The sequence below is a fragment of the Staphylococcus sp. HMSC062H10 genome (assembly GCF_001836945.1).
In the GTDB taxonomy this organism is placed as follows: Bacteria; Bacillota; Bacilli; order Staphylococcales; family Staphylococcaceae; genus Staphylococcus; species Staphylococcus aureus.
The window spans coordinates 27,638-51,767 of the sequence record NZ_KV830982.1; the positions used below are offsets into that span (position 1 = coordinate 27,638).

The 24,130-nt window shown below is 33.9% G+C and carries 19 protein-coding genes; 16 read left to right on the plus strand and 3 right to left on the minus strand.

The features are described 5' to 3' along the window. The first annotated feature begins 126 nt into the window (after window positions 1–126). The 6 genes from rpoC to tuf all read left to right on the plus strand — a co-directional run bounded on the left by rpoC (window position 127) and on the right by tuf (window position 8,768). Window positions 127–3,723 carry a DNA-directed RNA polymerase subunit beta' gene (rpoC, locus tag HMPREF2658_RS08595; RefSeq protein ID WP_001827373.1) on the plus strand — a complete coding sequence of 1,199 codons (3,597 nt, stop codon included), beginning with the start codon at window positions 127–129 and terminating at the stop codon, window positions 3,721–3,723. A gap of 136 nt (window positions 3,724–3,859) precedes the next feature. After that, window positions 3,860–4,114: a ribosomal L7Ae/L30e/S12e/Gadd45 family protein gene (locus HMPREF2658_RS08600; protein ID WP_000031892.1), complete on the plus strand. Its 255-nt coding sequence runs from the start codon at window positions 3,860–3,862 to the stop codon at window positions 4,112–4,114. Between the two features lie 97 nt (window positions 4,115–4,211). Beyond that, window positions 4,212–4,625 (plus strand): 30S ribosomal protein S12, encoded by a 414-nt coding sequence (rpsL, locus tag HMPREF2658_RS08605; protein WP_001142337.1) that lies wholly within the window; start codon window positions 4,212–4,214, stop codon window positions 4,623–4,625. A gap of 65 nt (window positions 4,626–4,690) precedes the next feature. After that, the gene (gene rpsG / locus HMPREF2658_RS08610; RefSeq protein WP_001137495.1) at window positions 4,691–5,161 is read left to right on the plus strand and encodes a 30S ribosomal protein S7; all 471 of its coding nucleotides are present in this window, start codon (window positions 4,691–4,693) and stop codon (window positions 5,159–5,161) included. 122 nt (window positions 5,162–5,283) lie between these two features. Beyond that, window positions 5,284–7,365 (plus strand): elongation factor G, encoded by a 2,082-nt coding sequence (fusA, locus tag HMPREF2658_RS08615; RefSeq protein WP_000090315.1) that lies wholly within the window; start codon window positions 5,284–5,286, stop codon window positions 7,363–7,365. 218 nt (window positions 7,366–7,583) lie between these two features. Then, window positions 7,584–8,768 (plus strand): elongation factor Tu, encoded by a 1,185-nt coding sequence (gene tuf, locus HMPREF2658_RS08620; RefSeq protein WP_001040566.1) that lies wholly within the window; start codon window positions 7,584–7,586, stop codon window positions 8,766–8,768. A gap of 281 nt (window positions 8,769–9,049) precedes the next feature. On the opposite strand, the gene HMPREF2658_RS08625 is transcribed toward tuf, so the two are convergent. Then, entirely contained in the window at window positions 9,050–10,225 is a 1,176-nt protein-coding gene (locus HMPREF2658_RS08625) for a M20 family metallopeptidase (protein ID WP_000887909.1), read from the minus strand. 170 nt (window positions 10,226–10,395) lie between these two features. Between HMPREF2658_RS08625 and HMPREF2658_RS08630 the strand changes: the two genes are divergently transcribed. The 6 genes from HMPREF2658_RS08630 (at window position 10,396) to HMPREF2658_RS08655 (ending at window position 18,013) form a co-directional block, all read left to right on the plus strand. Next, a complete protein-coding gene (locus HMPREF2658_RS08630) occupies window positions 10,396–11,583 on the plus strand; it encodes a glycine C-acetyltransferase (RefSeq protein WP_000250816.1) in 1,188 nt (395 codons plus the stop codon). 232 nt (window positions 11,584–11,815) lie between these two features. Continuing rightward, entirely contained in the window at window positions 11,816–12,694 is an 879-nt protein-coding gene (hchA, locus tag HMPREF2658_RS08635; RefSeq protein ID WP_000076398.1) for a glyoxalase III HchA, read from the plus strand. Between the two features lie 157 nt (window positions 12,695–12,851). After that, the gene (locus HMPREF2658_RS08640) at window positions 12,852–14,489 is read left to right on the plus strand and encodes a ribulokinase (RefSeq protein WP_000122350.1); all 1,638 of its coding nucleotides are present in this window, start codon (window positions 12,852–12,854) and stop codon (window positions 14,487–14,489) included. A gap of 213 nt (window positions 14,490–14,702) precedes the next feature. After that, entirely contained in the window at window positions 14,703–15,668 is a 966-nt protein-coding gene (locus HMPREF2658_RS08645; protein WP_000723303.1) for an NAD-dependent epimerase/dehydratase family protein, read from the plus strand. A 334-nt stretch (window positions 15,669–16,002) separates the two neighbouring features. Beyond that, complete coding sequence (locus HMPREF2658_RS08650) at window positions 16,003–17,079, plus strand: branched-chain amino acid aminotransferase (RefSeq protein WP_000076024.1); 1,077 nt, start codon at window positions 16,003–16,005, stop codon at window positions 17,077–17,079. Between the two features lie 250 nt (window positions 17,080–17,329). Beyond that, on the plus strand, window positions 17,330–18,013 hold the full coding sequence (locus tag HMPREF2658_RS08655; protein ID WP_000454778.1) for an HAD family hydrolase: 684 nt from the start codon (window positions 17,330–17,332) through the stop codon (window positions 18,011–18,013). Window positions 18,014–18,129: 116 nt separating this feature from the next. Here the strand turns inward: HMPREF2658_RS08655 and HMPREF2658_RS08660 are convergent, their stop codons facing one another. Both HMPREF2658_RS08660 and HMPREF2658_RS08665 read right to left on the minus strand, forming a co-directional pair. Beyond that, the gene (locus HMPREF2658_RS08660; protein WP_001067257.1) at window positions 18,130–18,792 is read right to left on the minus strand and encodes a deoxynucleoside kinase; all 663 of its coding nucleotides are present in this window, start codon (window positions 18,790–18,792) and stop codon (window positions 18,130–18,132) included. Beyond that, window positions 18,785–19,402, minus strand: coding sequence for a deoxynucleoside kinase (locus HMPREF2658_RS08665; RefSeq protein ID WP_001039519.1), 618 nt, complete (start codon window positions 19,400–19,402; stop codon window positions 18,785–18,787). Before HMPREF2658_RS08665 ends, HMPREF2658_RS08660 begins: the two co-directional genes overlap by 8 nt. A gap of 66 nt (window positions 19,403–19,468) precedes the next feature. Between HMPREF2658_RS08665 and tadA the strand changes: the two genes are divergently transcribed. The 4 genes from tadA to HMPREF2658_RS08685 form a co-directional block, all read left to right on the plus strand. Beyond that, the gene (gene tadA, locus HMPREF2658_RS08670; protein ID WP_000180281.1) at window positions 19,469–19,939 is read left to right on the plus strand and encodes a tRNA adenosine(34) deaminase TadA; all 471 of its coding nucleotides are present in this window, start codon (window positions 19,469–19,471) and stop codon (window positions 19,937–19,939) included. Window positions 19,940–20,085: 146 nt separating this feature from the next. Then, window positions 20,086–20,955 carry a Cof-type HAD-IIB family hydrolase gene (locus HMPREF2658_RS08675; RefSeq protein WP_000593357.1) on the plus strand — a complete coding sequence of 290 codons (870 nt, stop codon included), beginning with the start codon at window positions 20,086–20,088 and terminating at the stop codon, window positions 20,953–20,955. A 19-nt stretch (window positions 20,956–20,974) separates the two neighbouring features. Continuing rightward, window positions 20,975–21,541 (plus strand): NADPH-dependent FMN reductase, encoded by a 567-nt coding sequence (locus tag HMPREF2658_RS08680; RefSeq protein ID WP_000677257.1) that lies wholly within the window; start codon window positions 20,975–20,977, stop codon window positions 21,539–21,541. Window positions 21,542–21,972: 431 nt separating this feature from the next. After that, the coding region (locus HMPREF2658_RS08685) for an SdrD B-like domain-containing protein (RefSeq protein ID WP_070854347.1) at window positions 21,973–24,130 on the plus strand (2,158 nt) is incomplete at its 3' end.

A 24,130-nucleotide genomic window follows, 5' to 3' on the forward strand; every position in this document is an offset into this window, starting at 1 on the left:
GAATTTTATTGATGATTCAGTTTAGTACTTTAAGCCATTTTAAAAAAATGCAAATCAATCAAATAGCACAGCTAATCTAAATTGAAGGAGGTAGGCTCCTTGATTGATGTAAATAATTTCCATTATATGAAAATAGGATTGGCTTCACCTGAAAAAATCCGTTCTTGGTCTTTTGGTGAAGTTAAAAAACCTGAAACAATCAACTACCGTACATTAAAACCTGAAAAAGATGGTCTATTCTGTGAAAGAATTTTCGGACCTACAAAAGACTGGGAATGTAGTTGTGGTAAATACAAACGTGTTCGCTACAAAGGCATGGTCTGTGACAGATGTGGAGTTGAAGTAACTAAATCTAAAGTACGTCGTGAAAGAATGGGTCACATTGAACTTGCTGCTCCAGTTTCTCACATTTGGTATTTCAAAGGTATACCAAGTCGTATGGGATTATTACTTGACATGTCACCAAGAGCATTAGAAGAAGTTATTTACTTCGCTTCTTATGTTGTTGTAGATCCAGGTCCAACTGGTTTAGAAAAGAAAACTTTATTATCTGAAGCTGAATTCAGAGATTATTATGATAAATACCCAGGTCAATTCGTTGCAAAAATGGGTGCAGAAGGTATTAAAAATTTACTTGAAGAGATTGATCTTGACGAAGAACTTAAATTGTTACGTGATGAGTTGGAATCAGCTACTGGTCAAAGACTTACTCGTGCAATTAAACGTTTAGAAGTTGTTGAATCATTCCGTAATTCAGGTAACAAACCTTCATGGATGATTTTAGATGTACTTCCAATCATCCCACCAGAAATTCGTCCAATGGTTCAATTAGATGGTGGACGATTTGCAACAAGTGACTTAAACGACTTATACCGTCGTGTAATTAATCGAAATAATCGTTTAAAACGTTTATTAGATTTAGGTGCACCTGGTATCATCGTTCAAAACGAAAAACGTATGTTACAAGAAGCCGTTGACGCTTTAATTGATAATGGTCGTCGTGGTCGTCCAGTTACTGGCCCAGGTAACCGTCCATTAAAATCTTTATCACATATGTTAAAAGGTAAACAAGGTCGTTTCCGTCAAAACTTACTTGGTAAACGTGTTGACTATTCAGGACGTTCAGTTATCGCGGTAGGTCCAAGCTTGAAAATGTATCAATGTGGTTTGCCAAAAGAAATGGCACTTGAACTATTTAAACCATTCGTAATGAAAGAATTAGTTCAACGTGAAATTGCAACTAACATTAAAAATGCGAAGAGTAAAATCGAACGCATGGATGATGAAGTTTGGGACGTATTGGAAGAAGTAATTAGAGAACATCCTGTATTACTTAACCGTGCACCAACACTTCATAGACTTGGTATTCAAGCATTTGAACCAACTTTAGTTGAAGGTCGTGCGATTCGTTTACATCCACTTGTAACAACAGCTTATAACGCTGACTTTGATGGTGACCAAATGGCGGTTCACGTTCCTTTATCAAAAGAGGCACAAGCTGAAGCAAGAATGTTGATGTTAGCAGCACAAAACATCTTGAACCCTAAAGATGGTAAACCAGTAGTTACACCATCACAAGATATGGTACTTGGTAACTATTACCTTACTTTAGAAAGAAAAGATGCAGTAAATACAGGCGCAATCTTTAATAATACAAATGAAGTATTAAAAGCATATGCAAATGGCTTTGTACATTTACACACAAGAATTGGTGTACATGCAAGTTCATTCAACAATCCAACATTTACTGAAGAACAAAACAAAAAGATTCTTGCTACGTCAGTAGGTAAAATTATATTTAATGAAATCATTCCAGATTCATTTGCTTATATTAATGAACCTACGCAAGAAAACTTAGAAAGAAAGACACCAAACAGATATTTCATCGATCCTACAACTTTAGGTGAAGGTGGATTAAAAGAATACTTTGAAAATGAAGAATTAATTGAACCTTTCAACAAAAAATTCTTAGGTAATATTATTGCAGAAGTATTCAACAGATTTAGCATCACTGATACATCAATGATGTTAGACCGTATGAAAGACTTAGGATTCAAATTCTCATCTAAAGCTGGTATTACAGTAGGTGTTGCTGATATCGTAGTATTACCTGATAAGCAACAAATACTTGATGAGCATGAAAAATTAGTCGACAGAATTACAAAACAATTCAATCGTGGTTTAATCACTGAAGAAGAAAGATATAATGCAGTTGTTGAAATTTGGACAGATGCAAAAGATCAAATTCAAGGTGAATTGATGCAATCACTTGATAAAACTAACCCAATCTTTATGATGAGTGATTCAGGTGCCCGTGGTAACGCATCTAACTTTACACAGTTAGCAGGTATGCGTGGATTGATGGCCGCACCATCTGGTAAGATTATCGAATTACCAATCACATCTTCATTCCGTGAAGGTTTAACAGTACTTGAATACTTCATCTCAACTCACGGTGCACGTAAAGGTCTTGCCGATACAGCACTTAAAACAGCTGACTCAGGATATCTTACTCGTCGTCTTGTTGACGTGGCACAAGATGTTATTGTTCGTGAAGAAGACTGTGGTACTGATAGAGGTTTATTAGTTTCTGATATTAAAGAAGGTACAGAAATGATTGAACCATTTATCGAACGTATTGAAGGTCGTTATTCTAAAGAAACAATTCGTCATCCTGAAACTGATGAAATAATCATTCGTCCTGATGAATTAATTACACCTGAAATTGCTAAGAAAATTACAGATGCTGGTATTGAACAAATGTATATTCGCTCAGCATTTACTTGTAACGCACGCCATGGTGTTTGTGAAAAATGTTACGGTAAAAACCTTGCTACTGGTGAAAAAGTTGAAGTTGGTGAAGCAGTTGGTACAATTGCAGCCCAATCTATCGGTGAACCAGGTACACAGCTTACAATGCGTACATTCCATACAGGTGGGGTAGCAGGTAGCGATATCACACAAGGTCTTCCTCGTATTCAAGAGATTTTCGAAGCACGTAACCCTAAAGGTCAAGCGGTAATTACTGAAATCGAAGGTGTCGTAGAAGATATTAAATTAGCAAAAGATAGACAACAAGAAATCGTTGTTAAAGGTGCTAATGAAACAAGATCATACCTTGCTTCAGGTACTTCAAGAATTATTGTAGAAATAGGTCAACCAGTTCAACGTGGTGAAGTATTAACTGAAGGTTCTATTGAACCTAAGAATTACTTATCAGTTGCTGGATTAAACGCGACAGAAAGCTACTTATTAAAAGAAGTACAAAAAGTTTATCGTATGCAAGGGGTAGAAATCGACGATAAACACGTTGAGGTTATGGTTCGACAAATGTTACGTAAAGTTAGAATTATCGAAGCAGGTGATACGAAGTTATTACCAGGTTCATTAGTTGATATTCATAACTTTACAGATGCAAATAGAGAAGCATTTAAACACCGTAAGCGTCCTGCAACAGCTAAACCAGTATTACTTGGTATTACTAAAGCATCACTTGAAACAGAAAGTTTCTTATCTGCAGCATCATTCCAAGAAACAACAAGAGTTCTTACAGATGCAGCAATTAAAGGTAAGCGTGATGACTTATTAGGTCTTAAAGAAAACGTAATTATTGGTAAGTTAATTCCAGCTGGTACTGGTATGAGACGTTATAGCGACGTAAAATACGAAAAAACAGCTAAACCAGTTGCAGAAGTTGAATCTCAAACTGAAGTAACGGAATAATAAGTATATAACAGAGGCTAAGGCTTTAGCCTCTTGTTATTTTTATGTAAATTATTTGATTTAATGTTGACGAATTCTCTTGTTCAATGTTAATATATTAAAGGTTGATGCAAGCAGAACTTTGGAGGATAAGTTATTGTCTAAGGAAAAAGTTGCACGCTTTAACAAACAACATTTTGTAGTTGGTCTTAAAGAAACGCTTAAAGCGTTAAAGAAAGATCAAGTTACATCTTTGATTATTGCTGAAGACGTTGAAGTATATTTAATGACTCGCGTGTTAAGCCAAATCAATCAGAAAAATATACCTGTATCTTTTTTCAAAAGCAAACATGCTTTGGGTAAACATGTAGGTATTAACGTCAATGCGACAATAGTAGCATTGATTAAATGAGAATTAGTAAGTGTTTTACTTACTAAATTTTATTTAACCTAAAAATGAACCACCTGGATGTGTGGGATTAAAAAGTGAAGAGAGGAGGACATATCACATGCCAACTATTAACCAATTAGTACGTAAACCAAGACAAAGCAAAATCAAAAAATCAGATTCTCCAGCTTTAAATAAAGGTTTCAACAGTAAAAAGAAAAAATTTACTGACTTAAACTCACCACAAAAACGTGGTGTATGTACTCGTGTAGGTACAATGACACCTAAAAAACCTAACTCAGCGTTACGTAAATATGCACGTGTGCGTTTATCAAACAACATCGAAATTAACGCATACATCCCTGGTATCGGACATAACTTACAAGAACACAGTGTTGTACTTGTACGTGGTGGACGTGTAAAAGACTTACCAGGTGTGCGTTACCATATTGTACGTGGAGCACTTGATACTTCAGGTGTTGACGGACGTAGACAAGGTCGTTCATTATACGGAACTAAGAAACCTAAAAACTAAGAATTTAGTTTTTAATTAAATCTTAAACTTAAAATATTTAATATAAGGAAGGGAGGATTTACATTATGCCTCGTAAAGGATCAGTACCTAAAAGAGACGTATTACCAGATCCAATTCATAACTCTAAGTTAGTAACTAAATTAATTAACAAAATTATGTTAGATGGTAAACGTGGAACAGCACAAAGAATTCTTTATTCAGCATTCGACCTAGTTGAACAACGCAGTGGTCGTGATGCATTAGAAGTATTCGAAGAAGCAATCAACAACATTATGCCAGTATTAGAAGTTAAAGCTCGTCGTGTAGGTGGTTCTAACTATCAAGTACCTGTAGAAGTTCGTCCAGAACGTCGTACTACTTTAGGTTTACGTTGGTTAGTTAACTATGCACGTCTTCGTGGTGAAAAAACGATGGAAGATCGTTTAGCTAACGAAATTTTAGATGCAGCAAATAATACAGGTGGTGCCGTTAAGAAACGTGAGGACACTCACAAAATGGCTGAAGCAAACAAAGCATTTGCTCACTACCGTTGGTAAGATAAAAGCTTTTACCCTGAGTGTGTTCTATATTAATGAATTTTCATTAAGCGTTCATGCTTAGGGCATCGCCATATCTATCGTATTTATTCAGTAATATAAACTGGAAGGAGAAAAAATACATGGCTAGAGAATTTTCATTAGAAAAAACTCGTAATATCGGTATCATGGCTCACATTGATGCTGGTAAAACGACTACGACTGAACGTATTCTTTATTACACTGGCCGTATCCACAAAATTGGTGAAACACACGAAGGTGCTTCACAAATGGACTGGATGGAGCAAGAACAAGACCGTGGTATTACTATCACATCTGCTGCAACAACAGCAGCTTGGGAAGGTCACCGTGTAAACATTATCGATACACCTGGACACGTAGACTTCACTGTAGAAGTTGAACGTTCATTACGTGTACTTGACGGAGCAGTTACAGTACTTGATGCACAATCAGGTGTTGAACCTCAAACTGAAACAGTTTGGCGTCAGGCTACAACTTATGGTGTTCCACGTATCGTATTTGTAAACAAAATGGACAAATTAGGTGCTAACTTCGAATACTCTGTAAGTACATTACATGATCGTTTACAAGCTAACGCTGCTCCAATCCAATTACCAATTGGTGCGGAAGACGAATTCGAAGCAATCATTGACTTAGTTGAAATGAAATGTTTCAAATATACAAATGATTTAGGTACTGAAATTGAAGAAATTGAAATTCCTGAAGATCACTTAGATAGAGCTGAAGAAGCTCGTGCTAGCTTAATCGAAGCAGTTGCAGAAACTAGCGACGAATTAATGGAAAAATATCTTGGTGACGAAGAAATTTCAGTTTCTGAATTAAAAGAAGCTATCCGCCAAGCTACTACTAACGTAGAATTCTACCCGGTACTTTGTGGTACAGCTTTCAAAAACAAAGGTGTTCAATTAATGCTTGACGCTGTAATTGATTACTTACCTTCACCACTAGACGTTAAACCAATTATTGGTCACCGTGCTAGCAACCCTGAAGAAGAAGTAATTGCGAAAGCAGACGATTCAGCTGAATTTGCTGCTTTAGCGTTCAAAGTTATGACTGACCCTTATGTTGGTAAGTTAACATTCTTCCGTGTGTACTCAGGTACAATGACATCTGGTTCATACGTTAAGAACTCAACTAAAGGTAAACGTGAACGTGTAGGTCGTTTATTACAAATGCACGCTAACTCACGTCAAGAAATCGATACTGTATACTCTGGAGATATCGCTGCTGCGGTAGGTCTTAAAGATACAGGTACTGGTGATACTTTATGTGGTGAGAAAAATGACATTATCTTGGAATCAATGGAATTCCCAGAGCCAGTTATTCACTTATCAGTAGAGCCAAAATCTAAAGCTGACCAAGATAAAATGACTCAAGCTTTAGTTAAATTACAAGAAGAAGACCCAACATTCCATGCACACACTGACGAAGAAACTGGACAAGTTATCATCGGTGGTATGGGTGAGCTTCACTTAGACATCTTAGTAGACCGTATGAAGAAAGAATTCAACGTTGAATGTAACGTAGGTGCTCCAATGGTTTCATATCGTGAAACATTCAAATCATCTGCACAAGTTCAAGGTAAATTCTCTCGTCAATCTGGTGGTCGTGGTCAATACGGTGATGTTCACATTGAATTCACACCAAACGAAACAGGCGCAGGTTTCGAATTCGAAAACGCTATCGTTGGTGGTGTAGTTCCTCGTGAATACATTCCATCAGTAGAAGCTGGTCTTAAAGATGCTATGGAAAATGGTGTCTTAGCAGGTTATCCATTAATTGATGTTAAAGCTAAATTATATGATGGTTCATACCATGATGTCGATTCATCTGAAATGGCCTTCAAAATTGCTGCATCATTAGCACTTAAAGAAGCTGCTAAAAAATGTGATCCTGTAATCTTAGAACCAATGATGAAAGTAACTATTGAAATGCCTGAAGAGTACATGGGTGATATCATGGGTGACGTAACATCTCGTCGTGGACGTGTTGATGGTATGGAACCTCGTGGTAATGCACAAGTTGTTAATGCTTATGTACCACTTTCAGAAATGTTCGGTTATGCAACATCATTACGTTCTAACACTCAAGGTCGCGGTACTTACACTATGTACTTCGATCACTACGCTGAAGTTCCAAAATCAATCGCTGAAGATATTATCAAGAAAAATAAAGGTGAATAATATAACTTGTTTTGACTAGCTAGCCTAGGTTAAAATACAAGGTGAGCTTAATTCTAAGCTATCATCTTTATAGTTTGATTTTTTGGGGTGAATGCATTATAAAAGAATTGTAAAATTCTTTTTGCAATCGCTATAAATGATCTTCTCATGATGGTGAGAAACTATCATGAGAGATAAATTTAAATATTATTTTTAATTAGAATAGGAGAGATTTTATAATGGCAAAAGAAAAATTTGATCGTTCTAAAGAACATGCCAATATCGGTACTATCGGTCACGTTGACCATGGTAAAACTACTTTAACAGCAGCTATCGCTACTGTATTAGCTAAAAATGGTGACTCAGTTGCACAATCATATGACATGATTGACAACGCTCCAGAAGAAAAAGAACGTGGTATCACAATCAATACTTCTCATATTGAGTACCAAACTGACAAACGTCACTATGCTCACGTTGACTGCCCAGGACACGCTGACTACGTTAAAAACATGATCACTGGTGCTGCTCAAATGGACGGTGGTATCTTAGTAGTATCTGCTGCTGACGGTCCAATGCCACAAACTCGTGAACACATTCTTTTATCACGTAACGTTGGTGTACCAGCATTAGTAGTATTCTTAAACAAAGTTGACATGGTTGACGATGAAGAATTATTAGAATTAGTAGAAATGGAAGTTCGTGACTTATTAAGCGAATATGACTTCCCAGGTGACGACGTACCTGTAATCGCTGGTTCAGCTTTAAAAGCTTTAGAAGGCGATGCTAAATACGAAGAAAAAATCTTAGAATTAATGGAAGCTGTAGATACTTACATTCCAACTCCAGAACGTGATTCTGACAAACCATTCATGATGCCAGTTGAGGACGTATTCTCAATCACTGGTCGTGGTACTGTTGCTACAGGCCGTGTTGAACGTGGTCAAATCAAAGTTGGTGAAGAAGTTGAAATCATCGGTTTACATGACACATCTAAAACAACTGTTACAGGTGTTGAAATGTTCCGTAAATTATTAGACTACGCTGAAGCTGGTGACAACATCGGTGCATTATTACGTGGTGTTGCTCGTGAAGACGTACAACGTGGTCAAGTATTAGCTGCTCCTGGTTCAATTACACCACATACTGAATTCAAAGCAGAAGTTTACGTATTATCAAAAGACGAAGGTGGACGTCACACTCCATTCTTCTCAAACTATCGTCCACAATTCTATTTCCGTACTACTGACGTAACTGGTGTTGTACACTTACCAGAAGGTACTGAAATGGTAATGCCTGGTGATAACGTTGAAATGACAGTAGAATTAATCGCTCCTATCGCGATTGAAGACGGTACTCGTTTCTCAATCCGTGAAGGTGGACGTACTGTAGGATCAGGCGTTGTTACTGAAATCATTAAATAATTTCTAATTTCTTAGATTTTATATAAAAAGAAGATCCCTCAATCGAGGGGTCTTTTTTTTAATGTGTAAATTTTGTAATGGCTATTCGATTTAGAAGAACAATAATTGATGAAAGTCTGACTAATAAAACTTATAACTGATAATACTGTTTAAATAAAATTGTAGAGTCTTGAACATTGTAAAATGCTCCATTCAAAGTTTTCATTTTTTCAATGTCTACTTTGAATGGAGCATTTCATTAGTTTATGTCTCAGATTCATGTCTTTCAATTAATTTAATACTTAATTTGTTTTAAATACTTGCTCTAATTCAATGATTTTTAAAAATACAGCTACAGCGTATTTTAATGATTTTTCATCAATATCAAATTTGGGATTATGGTGTGGCGCTGTAATACCTTTACTTTCATTACCACAACCAGTCAGAAAGAATGCACCTGGTCGTACTTTCAAATAATGTGAAAAATCTTCTCCAATCATCATTAAATCTGATTCATTAAAGCGTACATGTAAGTCATTTGTTGCTTCTTTAATAACTTGATATGCTTTCTCGTTGTTATGGACAGGCAAATACCCTTTAATATAATTCAAATCGTAGTTAATATCATTTGCTATTGCTAAACCTTGTAGTAGCTTATCCATTTTGTCCATTACATGATTCTGTATATCTGAATCGAATGTTCTAACTGTACCTTTACAAAATGCTTGATCAGGAATAACGCTATCTGTGGTACCTGCTTGAATCATTCCAAATGAAAGGACAGCTTGTTTAACTGGATCGATTGTACGTGAAATTATTTTTTGTGCACTTAAAATGAACTCTGCCATGATTACTATTGGGTCAATGGTTTCATGAGGTTTGGCACCATGACCGCCACGACCTTTAATTGTGACACTAAATTCATCTGGAGAGGCCATGATTGCCCCCGCACGTGAATGAATAGTTCCTGTAGGATAACCACTCCATAAATGTGTACCGTAAATTCTATCTACATCTTCCAGACATCCAGCATCTATCATTTCTTGAGAACCACCTGGCATGATTTCTTCGCCGTACTGGAATATTAATACAACATTACCTTCTAATAAATGTTTATGTTCATCTAAAATTTCTGCAACAGTAAGTAAAATTGCTGTATGACCATCATGCCCACACGCATGCATACATCCTGGATTTTTAGACTTATAAGGCACATCGTTTAATTCCTCGACAGGTAACGCATCAAAGTCAGCTCTTAGTGCAATTGTGGGTCCGTCGCCTGAGCCTTTAAATGTTGCTTTAATTCCATGAAGTCCAATAGGAGTTTCAATATCACAAGATAACTGGCTTAATTGGTTAACAATATAATCATGTGTTTGAAATTCTTCAAAAGATAACTCAGGATATTGGTGTAAATAACGTCTGAGTTGAATTGTTTTATTTTCTTTATTATTTGCTAGTTGAAACCAATCTAACACCCTTATCACTACTTTCTAAAATAATGTTTATAGTATAACATTTTATGAAATTATCGTACTAAATGATTGCTTTGAGATATTTTATCTATGAATGATAAGGCTTTCAAGTTATGTAGAATTACTGTATGATAAAGGTATTACCAAACAATACTTAAGGGGGATTATATACTGTGGTTCAATCATTACATGAGTTTTTAGAGGAAAATATAAATTATCTAAAAGAAAATGGTTTGTATAATGAAATAGATACAATTGAAGGTGCAAACGGACCAGAAATCAAAATCAATGGGAAATCATACATTAACTTATCTTCAAATAATTATTTAGGACTAGCAACAAATGAAGATTTGAAATCAGCTGCAAAAGCAGCTATTGATACACATGGTGTAGGTGCAGGCGCTGTTCGTACAATCAATGGTACATTAGATTTACACGACGAATTAGAAGAAACACTAGCAAAATTTAAAGGAACAGAAGCTGCAATAGCTTATCAATCAGGATTTAATTGTAATATGGCTGCTATTTCGGCTGTTATGAATAAAAATGATGCTATTTTATCAGATGAGCTTAATCATGCATCAATTATTGATGGATGTCGCTTATCTAAAGCTAAAATTATTCGAGTTAATCATTCAGACATGGATGATTTACGTGCGAAAGCAAAAGAAGCAGTTGAATCAGGTCAATACAATAAAGTTATGTATATCACTGATGGCGTTTTTAGTATGGATGGTGATGTGGCTAAATTACCTGAAATTGTAGAAATTGCAGAAGAATTTGGTTTATTAACTTATGTTGACGACGCTCATGGTTCAGGTGTTATGGGTAAAGGTGCTGGTACGGTTAAACATTTTGGTTTACAAGATAAAATCGATTTCCAAATTGGTACGCTTTCTAAAGCAATTGGTGTCGTTGGCGGTTATGTAGCAGGTACAAAAGAGTTAATAGATTGGTTAAAAGCACAATCACGACCATTCTTATTCTCTACATCATTAGCACCTGGGGATACTAAAGCAATCACTGAAGCAGTTAAAAAGTTAATGGCTTCAACTGAATTACATGATAAATTATGGGACAATGCGCAATATTTAAAAAATGGATTGTCAAAATTAGGATATGATACAGGTGAGTCAGAAACTCCAATTACACCAGTAATTATTGGTGATGAAAAAACAACTCAAGAATTTAGTAAGCGTTTGAAAGACGAAGGTGTCTATGTGAAATCTATCGTTTTCCCAACAGTGCCAAGAGGTACAGGACGTGTAAGAAATATGCCTACAGCTGCACATACAAAAGACATGTTGGATGAAGCAATTGCGGCTTATGAAAAAGTAGGAAAAGAAATGAAGTTGATTTAATATTTATTTATTCCCACGGCAAATATTGTCGTGGGCTTTTTTTAAAATGTTTAGTGCTCCCCAAAATTCAAGTTTGAATTTTAAAAGCATCTTGTAGAATTTAGTTTTATTTTTACAAAGAAATTCATTTTGATTATTTTTGATAATGAGCATTTTAATAGTAATACATGTTTATGGTGTGTAGTATATGTCTATACTAGTATTAACTATATAGAGAAAGTAGGAATAAACTATGTCACAAGATGTAAATGAATTAAGTAAGCAACCAACGCCAGATAAAGCAGAAGATAACGCATTTTTCCCATCACCATATTCCCTTAGTCAATATACAGCACCTAAAACAGATTTTGATGGTGTTGAACACAAAGGTGCCTATAAAGATGGTAAATGGAAAGTATTGATGATTGCTGCTGAAGAGAGATATGTATTATTGGAAAATGGAAAAATGTTCTCTACGGGTAATCACCCTGTTGAAATGTTATTACCTTTACATCATTTAATGGAAGCAGGTTTTGATGTTGATGTTGCGACATTATCTGGTTATCCAGCTAAATTAGAATTATGGGCTATGCCAACTGAAGACGAGGCAGTTATAAGCACTTATAATAAATTGAAAGAAAAATTAAAACAGCCAAAAAAATTAGCAGATGTGATTAAAAATGAATTAGGACCTGATTCAGACTATTTATCTGTCTTTATCCCAGGTGGGCATGCTGCAGTTGTTGGTATTTCTGAAAGTGAGGACGTTCAACAAACATTAGATTGGGCATTAGAAAATGACCGCTTTATAGTTACATTATGTCATGGACCAGCAGCACTACTTTCAGCAGGGCTTAATAGAGAAAAATCTCCATTAGAAGGATACTCTGTTTGTGTCTTCCCTGACTCATTAGATGAAGGTGCAAATATTGAAATAGGTTATTTACCTGGACGCTTGAAATGGTTAGTTGCTGATTTATTAACTAAACAAGGATTAAAAGTAGTCAACGACGATATGACAGGAAGAACGTTAAAAGATCGCAAATTATTAACAGGTGACAGTCCTTTAGCTTCAAATGAGTTAGGAAAATTAGCAGTTAATGAAATGTTAAATGCAATACAAAATAAATAATTAAATATTAATTAGAGGAGCCTCATATGTAAATGTATGAGTGCTCTTTTTTTGGCAAAATTTTAGTGATACTTGTAAAATAGAACCTATTATGAGTATGATTTAAGAAAACGCTTGCAAAACTAATAACCGCAACTAGCGATATGGAGGAAACATGATGTCTTATAGCATTGGAATTGATTATGGAACTGCTTCAGGCCGTGTGTTTTTAATTAATACAACTAACGGTCAAGTAGTATCAAAATTTGTGAAACCATATACACATGGTGTCATTGAGAGTGAATTAAATGGTTTGAAAATACCACATACATATGCACTTCAAAATAGTAATGATTATTTAGAAATTATGGAAGAAGGAATATCATATATAGTACGTGAATCAAAAATTGATCCAGTCAATATAGTAGGTATTGGTATAGACTTTACTTCATCTACTATTATTTTTACTGACGAAAACCTTAATCCGGTACATAATTTAAAACAATTTAAAAACAATCCACATGCGTATGTGAAACTTTGGAAACATCATGGTGCATATAAAGAAGCAGAGAAATTATATCAAACTGCTATTGAAAATAATAATAAGTGGTTAGGCCATTATGGATATAATGTTAGTAGTGAATGGATGATTCCCAAAATAATGGAAGTCATGAATCGAGCACCAGAAATTATGGAAAAAACGGCTTATATTATGGAAGCGGGCGATTGGATTGTAAATAAATTAACTAATAAAAATGTACGCTCGAATTGTGGATTAGGTTTCAAAGCATTTTGGGAAGAAGAAACAGGGTTTCATTATGATTTATTTGATAAAATAGACCCCAAATTATCAAAAGTAATTCAAGATAAAGTATCTGCACCGGTTGTTAATATTGGTGAAGCAGTAGGGAAACTGGATGATAAAATGGCACAGAAATTAGGATTATCAAAAGAGACTATGGTAAGTCCTTTTATTATTGATGCCCATGCTAGTTTATTAGGTATTGGATCTGAAAAAGATAAAGAAATGACTATGGTGATGGGAACAAGCACATGCCATCTTATGTTAAATGAAAAGCAACATCAAGTGCCAGGTATATCAGGTTCTGTAAAAGGAGCAATTATTCCAGAATTATTTGCTTATGAAGCGGGGCAATCAGCAGTAGGTGATTTGTTTGAGTATGTCGCTAAGCAAGCACCAAAGTCATATGTAGATGAAGCAGCAAATAGAAATATGACTGTATTTGAATTAATGAATGAAAAGATAAAACATCAAATGCCAGGTGAAAGTGGGCTCATTGCTCTTGATTGGCATAATGGAAATCGAAGTGTATTAAGTGATAGCAATTTAACAGGTTGTATCTTTGGATTAACTTTACAAACTAAGCATGAGGATATTTATAGAGCATATTTAGAAGCTACAGCATTTGGTACTAAGATGATTATGCAACAGTATCAAGATTGGCATATGGAAGTAGAAAAGGTATTTGCATGTGGCGGTATACCTAAAAAGAATGCTGTTATGATGGATATCTATGCGAATGTACTGAATAAAAAACTAATTGTTATGGATAGTGAGTATGCACCAGCAATAGGCGCAGCAATATTGGGTGCAGTCAGTGGTGGCGCACATAATTCAATTAATGATGCAGTTGATGCTATGAAAGAGCCAATTTTATACGAAATTAATCCAGAAGCGGAAAAAGTACAAAGGTATGAAACATTATTTAAAGCTTATAAGTCTTTACATGATATCCATGGTTATAAAAAAGCTAATATAATGAAAGATATTCAGAGTTTAAGAGTTGAGGGATAAAAAATTTAATTTGACATTAATTAGTAATATTCAACGCTATAAATTACTAAAATCAATTAATACAGCTAGAATTTCCATTTACAGAAATATCAGCAACATGTACATGTCATATATACAAGAAAGCGCTTTTATATTATAATTATTATGAAAATGAATATTATGTCCGCGCGTGGTGGACTATGGTTATATAGAAGAGACAAAGGAGATATTTCTATGAAAAAAATTATGATTACTGGTGCATTAGGACAAATTGGTACAGAATTAGTTGTTAAGTGCAGAGAAATTTATGGGACAGATAATGTTCTTGCTACAGATATTAGGGAACCTGAAGCAGACTCACCTGTACAAAATGGACCATTTGAAATCTTAGACGTAACAGATCGTGACCGCATGTTTGAGTTAGTTAGGGACTTTGAAGCGGATAGTCTAATGCATATGGCAGCATTATTATCAGCAACTGCTGAGAAAAATCCAATTCTTGCTTGGGATTTAAATATGGGTGGATTAATGAATGCATTAGAAGCTGCAAGAACTTACAATTTGCACTTTTTCACACCAAGTTCAATTGGTGCATTTGGAGACTCAACTCCTAAAGTTAATACGCCACAAGTAACGATTCAGCAACCTACGACAATGTATGGTGTAAATAAAGTAGCTGGCGAATTGTTGTGTCAATATTATTTCACACGATTTGGTGTAGATACAAGAAGTGTTAGATTCCCTGGTTTAATCTCGCATGTTAAAGAACCGGGTGGTGGCACAACGGACTACGCAGTTGAAATTTACTTCAAGGCTGTAAGAGAAGGACATTATACAAGCTTCATAGATAAAGGGACATATATGGATATGATGTATATGGATGATGCGATTGATGCAATTATTAAACTTATGGAAGCAGACGATGCGAAATTAGAAACAAGGAATGGTTATAATTTAAGTGCAATGAGCTTTGATCCAGAAATGGTTAAAGAAGCAATACAAGAATATTACCCAGATTTCAAATTAGAATATGATGTTGATCCTATTAGACAAGGTATCGCTAATAGTTGGCCGGATTCTATTGATACAAGCTGTTCACGTGGCGAATGGGGATTTGATCCTAAATATGATTTAGCGAGCATGACTAAATTAATGTTAGAAGCTATTGAACAAAAAGATACTGTTAAAAATAATAACTAATCATTTCCATTCACTTTAATACACGGAATGATATTTTAAATTACTCTTTATTTTAATAAACTAGTGCATGAATTCTAATATTATTAATTATACATATTGAATTCGCGAGCTTAGTTCATTTTTAAATAAAGAGTTTTTTGTATTAAAAAGATATAATTCAAACACAGATTACTTGTCTCTATGAAAATAATACGTTTATACTAAAAGATATAGGCTTTCTGAAAAAGTGTTAATTAATTTCGAATTTTTAGAAAATTTATTGAACAGTAAAATAGGGATTGTTATAATTTATGTTAAACAAATTCTTATACTATATTATTAGGAGGCAATCACCATGTCACAAGCAGTTAAAATTGAATTACGCGAAACATTAAAAGAAAAACCAGATACATCTCAATTAGGATTTGGTAAGTATTTTACAGATTATATGTTGAGTTATGATTATGATGCGGATAAAGGATGGCATGATTTGAAGATTGTGCCTTATGGTCCAATTGAAATTTCGCCAGCAGCACAAGGTGTTCACTATGGACAATCAGTGTTCGAAGGTTTAAAAGCATATAAAAAAGATGGAGAGGTTGCACTTTTCCGTCCAGATGAAAACTTTAAGCGTCTTAATAACTCGTTAGCACGCTTAGAAATGCCTCAAGTCAATGAAGGTGAATTGCTAGAAGGACTTAAGCAATTAGTTGATTTAGAGAGAGAATGGGTTCCGGAAGGTGAAGGTCAATCATTATATATTCGTCCTTTTGTTTTTGCGACAGAAGGGGTACTTGGCGTTGGTGCATCACATCAGTATAAATTATTAATTATTTTATCTCCTTCAGGTGCATATTATGGTGGTGAAACTTTAAAACCAACTAAAATCTATGTAGAAGATGAATATGTACGTGCTGTTCGTGGCGGTGTAGGCTTTGCGAAAGTTGCAGGTAACTATGCGGCAAGTTTATTAGCACAAACTAATGCAAATAAATTAGGTTATGACCAAGTATTATGGCTTGATGGTGTTGAACAGAAATATATCGAAGAAGTTGGTAGCATGAACATTTTCTTCGTTGAAAATGGCAAAGTAATTACACCAGAGTTGAATGGCAGTATTCTACCTGGTATTACACGTAAATCTATTATCGAATTAGCTAAAAACTTAGGATATGAAGTCGAAGAGCGCCGCGTATCAATCGATGAATTATTCGAATCATATGATAAAGGTGAGTTAACAGAAGTATTTGGTAGTGGTACTGCAGCAGTTATTTCACCTGTGGGTACATTGAGATACGAAGATCGTGAAATTGTGATTAATAATAATGAGACTGGTGAAATTACTCAAAAATTATATGACGTCTACACTGGTATTCAAAATGGTACTTTAGATGATAAAAATGGTTGGAGAGTCGTTGTACCAAAATATTAATAAAAATTGAATATGATCATGAAAACAAAATGTAAAAGTTAATCATGACTAAAATCCCTTTCAATGAAGCGAAGCATGGTAATAAATTAAGTTTACAATGTTTATTGTTAAGTATTGAAGGGGATTTCACTTATTATTATATTTAATTCAATATTTAAAAAGAACAATATTACGAGTTCATTTTCAGGGGAATAACGAACATCATAGAATCAGCATAATACGAAATAAATAAATAGGAGTATTGATATTAATGGAATGGATATTATTTGATAAAGATGGTACGTTAATTGAATTTGATAGAAGTTGGGAAAAAATAGGCGTAAGATTTGTTGAATCATTACTAGATACATTTCCAGTACAAAATAAAGAAGTGGCACTTAGACAACTCGGTGTCATTAAAGAATCTATTGATCCAAAATCAGTGATGGGTTCAGGATCTTTACAACAAATTATAGATGCATTTAATGATGTGACAGGACAAGATACAACTGAATGGTCAAAGTCAACGAGTCAAAAACTTGTAGATGAAAGAATTCCTGAAATTAATTGGGTAGATGGTGTTGAGGAAACGCTTCAAAAGTTGAAATCACGAGGATACAAATTAGGTGTCGTAACCAGTGATACTAAAAAAGGTGTAGAACAATTTTTGACTCATACGAATGCAACATCATTATTCGATATAATTATTTCGACTGAAGCACATGCCTATGAGAAGCCCAACCCTAAAGTTTTAGCCCCATTATTTGACAATCATGATGTGGCTCCTAATCAAGTAGCTATTGTAGGTGATACTGCCAACGATATGAAAACCGCTAGCAATGCAAATTTAGGGATGGCAATTGGTGTATTAACTGGCGTTGCAACTAAAGAGGAATTGCACGAAGCCGATGTAATTTTAAACAGTGCGAAAGATATTTTAGAAGTATTAAAATAAAAAGAAAGACATAGTGTAAATGCAGAAGAATGTACGCATAGAAATTCAATAAGGTAATAGATGATTTCTATGGAATATACATTAAATTAAAGCTTTTATACTATGTCTTAATATATTTATCGCATATCTATTTGACGATACGTTTTTATAATACGAGCGATTTTATCAATCATAGGATTTAAAGAATCAGGATCTTTGTGTATATCATATTCATTAATGTTGATACGTACAACTGGACATGCATTAAAGCTGTTAATCCAATCGTCATAACGTTTAAATAACTTTTTCCAATATTCAGGGTCAGTATTTATTTCCATTTCGCGACCACGTTCAATAATGCGATCAATGACCTCATCATAGTTACATTCTAAATAAATCATTACATCAGGTTTAGGAAAATAAGGTGTCATGACCATGGCATTAAATAAGTCTGAATATGTTTTGAAATCCTCTTTACTCATTGTGCCTTCTTCTTCATGCATTTTTGCAAAAATATCAACATCTTCATAAATTGAGCGATCTTGGACAAAACCACCACCATATTCAAACATACGCTTTTGTTCTTTAAAACGTTCAGCTAAGAAGTAAATTTGCAAATGGAAACTCCATCGTTCAAAATCGCTGTAAAATTTATCTAAATATGGATTATGTTCGACATTTTCAAAAGACGTTTTAAAGTTTAATTTATCTGCAAGTGCTTGCGTTAGAGTTGATTTTCCAACACCAACTGTACCTGCAATGGTTATAATGGCATTTTGTGGAATACCGTAATTATTCATTGGTAATATCTCCTATCATAGGTAATATAATATGTAATATATCTTCGTAATCTTGTTCATTTTTAAGAAAATCAATAGAAGTTGTATCGATTAAAACTACATTTGAACCATTACTTTGTAAGGACTCATAATATTCACGATAATCTTTTTTTAACTTTAACAGATATTCATCTTCTATTTGATGCTCAAAACTACGGTTACGTTTAGCAATTCTAGATTTTAACACATCAAGGTCTGCATCTAAAAAGATAATCATATTCGGCATAATCATATCTTCAGTTAAAATATCATAAATTTTACTGAATTTCTGAAATTCAACAGAACTCAAAGTATTTTTAGCAAATATCTTATTTTTATGTATATGATAATCACTAACTACACCTTGATTTAGTTGTGTTACATCTTGAAATTGCTTATATCTATTGCATAAAAAGAACATTTCAGTTTGAAAACTCCATTTAGAGATATCTTCATAAAAGTCTGATAAAAATGGATTTTCTGTGATGATTTCTTTTTCTTCATAAAAATCTAAAGTTTGACTTAATTTGTGTGCAAGTGAAGATTTACCTACGCCAATAGGACCTTCAATTGCTATAAAAGGTTTGTTCATATTCACATCTCCAAATGTTAAAATAGACATTGAGTATTGTACCATAAGTGAGGTATCTGGACATAAATGACAAATGATATATATTTTATGACATTAGCGATTGAAGAAGCTAAAAAAGCAGCTCAACTTGGCGAAGTACCTATAGGTGCTATCATCACTAAAGATGATGAAGTTATCGCTAGAGCACATAATTTAAGAGAAACACTACAACAACCAACGGCGCATGCTGAACATATTGCAATTGAACGTGCAGCCAAAGTGTTAGGTAGTTGGCGTTTAGAAGGTTGCACATTATATGTAACCCTAGAACCATGTGTCATGTGCGCAGGAACAATTGTAATGAGTCGCATTCCAAGAGTCGTCTATGGCGCAGATGATCCTAAAGGTGGCTGTAGTGGCAGTTTAATGAATTTATTGCAGCAATCTAATTTTAATCATCGTGCAATTGTTGATAAAGGTGTACTTAAAGAAGCATGTAGCACATTATTAACAACATTTTTTAAAAACTTAAGAGCCAATAAGAAATCCACCAATTAGACGATAGTACATACTAATTAAAATTTGTTAGAATTACATTATATGATAAATTAATGACAATATAAATGTTAATAGAAAAGTATGTGCGCTGAGTATATATTCTTATTTAAGAACAAGATTTTAAATTTACGAAACGAGGTAACATAATGATAAAACTAATAGCCACTGATATGGATGGCACGCTACTTAATGCAGCACATGAAATTTCTCAACCTAATATTGATGCGATTAAATACGCTCAAGAACAAGGGATAACGGTTGTTATCGCGACAGGTCGAGCATTTTATGAAGCACAAGCACCAGTTGCTGACACAGATTTAACAGTACCATATATTTGTTTGAATGGTGCTGAAGTACGTGATGAGACTTTCAATGTAATGAGCACTTCACACCTTAATAAATCGTTAGTACACAAAATTAAAAATGTTTTAAAAGATGCAGGTATTTATTATCAAGTATACACGAGTCGTGCGATTTATACTGAAGATCCACAAAGAGATTTAGACATTTATATAGATATTGCTGAGCGTGCAGGTCAACACGCAAACGTTGAGCGTATTAAAAATGGTATTCAAAGACGCATAGATAATGGTACGTTGAAAGTTGTTGATAATTATGATGCTATTGAAAACATTCCTGGTGAATTAATTATGAAAATATTAGCATTTGATGGAAATTTAGAAAAAATTGACAAAGCTAGTAAGATTTTAGCTGAATCTCCGAATTTAGCTATATCATCATCTTCGAGAGGAAATATAGAAATAACACATTCAGATGCACAAAAAGGTATTGCGCTAGAAACAATTGCCGAAAGATTAGGGATTGAAATGAAAGATGTCATGGCAATAGGTGACAATTTAAATGACGTATCAATGTTAGAGAAAGTTGGCTACCCAGTTGCGATGGAAAATGGTGCTGAAGAAGTTAAAAAAATAGCAAAATATGTCACAGATACGAATGAAAATAGTGGTGTTGGAAAAGCTATTATGAAATTATTACGTGAACAACAAGATTAATAAAAAAGAGGGGTCAAATATGAAAGGATTAATTATTATTGGCAGTGCACAAGTGAATTCACATACAAGTGCACTAGCAAGATACTTAACTGAGCATTTTAAAACACATGATATTGAAGCGGAAATATTCGATTTAGCAGAAAAACCGTTAAATCAATTAGATTTTTCAGGAACAACACCGTCTATAGATGAAATCAAACAAAATATGAAAGATTTGAAAGAGAAAGCAATGGCGGCGGACTTTTTAATATTAGGAACGCCAAACTATCATGGTTCATATTCTGGAATATTGAAAAATGCTTTAGACCATCTAAATATGGATTATTTTAAAATGAAGCCAGTAGGATTAATAGGCAATAGTGGAGGTATTGTCAGCGCTGAACCGTTATCACATTTAAGAGTTATTGTCAGAAGTTTATTAGGCATTGCAGTACCAACTCAAATTGCAACACATGATTCAGATTTTGCTAAAAATGAAGATGGTACATATTACTTAAATGACAGTGAATTCCAATTACGTGCAAGATTATTCGTCGATCAAATTGTATCATTTGCGCATAATAGTCCATATGAACATTTAAAATAAATTAAATAAAACATGTGAATATACATTAAAAATAGGTATGTAGCTTAAGACATTTCATTGAGAATGCTTTTAAGTCACATGCCTATTTTTTGTTCTAATGCACCAATAGTAAGCCTTTGAGTTTACTGTTGTGAGCAATGTTATTAATTAAAATAAGATGTAATAGCGAAATGAAAACAAGCTTAGATTAAAAGTAAGGTTTAAAAATATAGATAAATAATTTAAAGCAATGGAAGAAGAAAAGTATTAAAAATTGCAATTCTTAATCTGAAATACATATTAATATTTACTGTAAATAACATTGTAAAATAAAAGAAAAAAATTAAAACATTGTACTTTATCGAAAAGTGTATTAAGATAGAAAGGCAGAAATTTTTATATGCAAATTATTATATTTATCAAATTTTGATATTTTAAAGGAGTATTATTAAATGAATAATAAAAAGACAGCAATAAATAGAAAAGGCATGATACCAAATCGATTAAACAAATTTTCGATAAGAAAGTATTCTGTAGGTACTGCTTCAATTTTAGTGGGGACAACATTGATTTTTGGGTTAAGTGGTCATGAAGCTAAAGCGGCAGAACATACGAATGGAGAATTAAATCAATCAAAAAATGAAACGACAGATTCAAGTGAGAATAAAACAACCGAAAAAGTTGATAGTCGTCAACAAAATAATATTGAACAAAGTACAACGTCAAACCAACCAAAAGTAAATGAGTCTGATAATACTTCAGTTAAAGAAACTACTGAAGAAGCTCAAAATACAACTTCTACACAACCAACTAAACAAAATAACGATGCGACGGCAAATAAAGATAATTTAGAGGCTCAAAATATTTCAACGCAGGCTAAAGATGTTTCAGCTACTCCCAAAACAACGACTATTAAACCAAGAACATTAAACCGTTTGGCTGTGAACACAGTAGCAGCACCACAACAAGGTACAAATGTTAATGATAAAGTTCATTTTTCAAATATTGATATTGCTATTGATAAAGGACATGTCAATTCTACAACAGGTAAAACTGAATTTTGGGCGACTTCTAGTGATGTTTTAAAATTAAAAGCGAATTACACAATCGATGATTCTGTTAAAGAGGGCGATACATTTACATTTAAATATGGACAGTATTTCCGTCCGGGTTCTGTAAGATTACCTTCACAAACTCAAAATTTATATAATGCCCAAGGTAATATTATTGCAAAAGGTATTTATGATAGTACAACAAACACAACAACATATACTTTTACGAACTATGTGGATCAATATACAAATGTTAGCGGTAGCTTTGAACAAGTTGCATTTGCGAAACGTGAAAATGCGATAACTGATAAAACTGCTTATAAAATGGAAGTAACTCTTGGTAATGATGCGTATAGCGAAGAAATCATCGTAGATTATGGTAATAAAAAAGCACAACCGCTTATTACAAGTACAAATTATATTAATAATGAAGATTTATCTCGAAATATGACTGCGTATGTAAATCAGCCTAAAAATACATACACAAAAGAAACATTTGTTAGTACTTTAACAGGTTACAAATTTAATCCAAATGCTAAAAACTTTAAAATTTATGAAGTAACTGATCAAAATCAATTTGTTGATAGCTTTACACCTGACACTTCAAAGCTTACAGACGTAACTGATCAATTTGATATTACTTACAGCAATGATAATAAGACTGCAACAGTTGATTTAATGAAAGGCCAAACAAGTAGTAATAAACAATATATTATTCAACAAGTTGCTTATCCAGAGAATACATCTACAGACAATGGAAAAATTGATTATACGTTAGAAACAGACAAAACTAAGTACAGCTGGTCGAATAGTTATTCCAATGTAAATGGCTCATCAACTGCTAATGGCGACCAAAAGAAATATAATCTAGGTGACTATGTATGGGAAGATACAAATAAAGATGGTAAACAAGATGCCGATGAAAAAGGAATTAAAGGTGTTTATGTCATTCTTAAAGATAGTAACGGTAAAGAATTAGATCGTACGACTACTGATGAAAATGGTAAATATCAGTTCACTGGTTTAAGTAACGGTACATACAGTGTAGAGTTTTCAACGCCAGACGGTTATACTCCGACAACTGCCAATGCAGGGACTGATGATGCAGTTGATTCAGACGGTCTAACTACAACAGGTGTCATTAAAGATGCAGATAATTGGACATTAGATAGCGGATTTTATAAAACACCAAAATACAGTTTAGGTGATTATGTTTGGTACGACAGTAATAAAGATGGTAAACAAGACTCAACTGAAAAAGGAATTAAAGGTGTTAAAGTTACTTTGCAAAATGAAAAAGGCGAAGTCATTGGTACAACTGAAACAGATGAAAATGGTAAATATCGTTTCGATAATTTAGATAGTGGTAAATATAAAGTTATCTTTGAAAAGCCTGCTGGCTTAACACAGACAGGTACAAATACAACTGATGATGATAAAGATGCAGATGGTGGCGAAGTTGACGTAACAATTACGGATCATGATGATTTCACACTTGATAATGGCTACTACGAAGAAGAGACATCAGATAGCGACTCAGACTCAGATAGCGACTCAG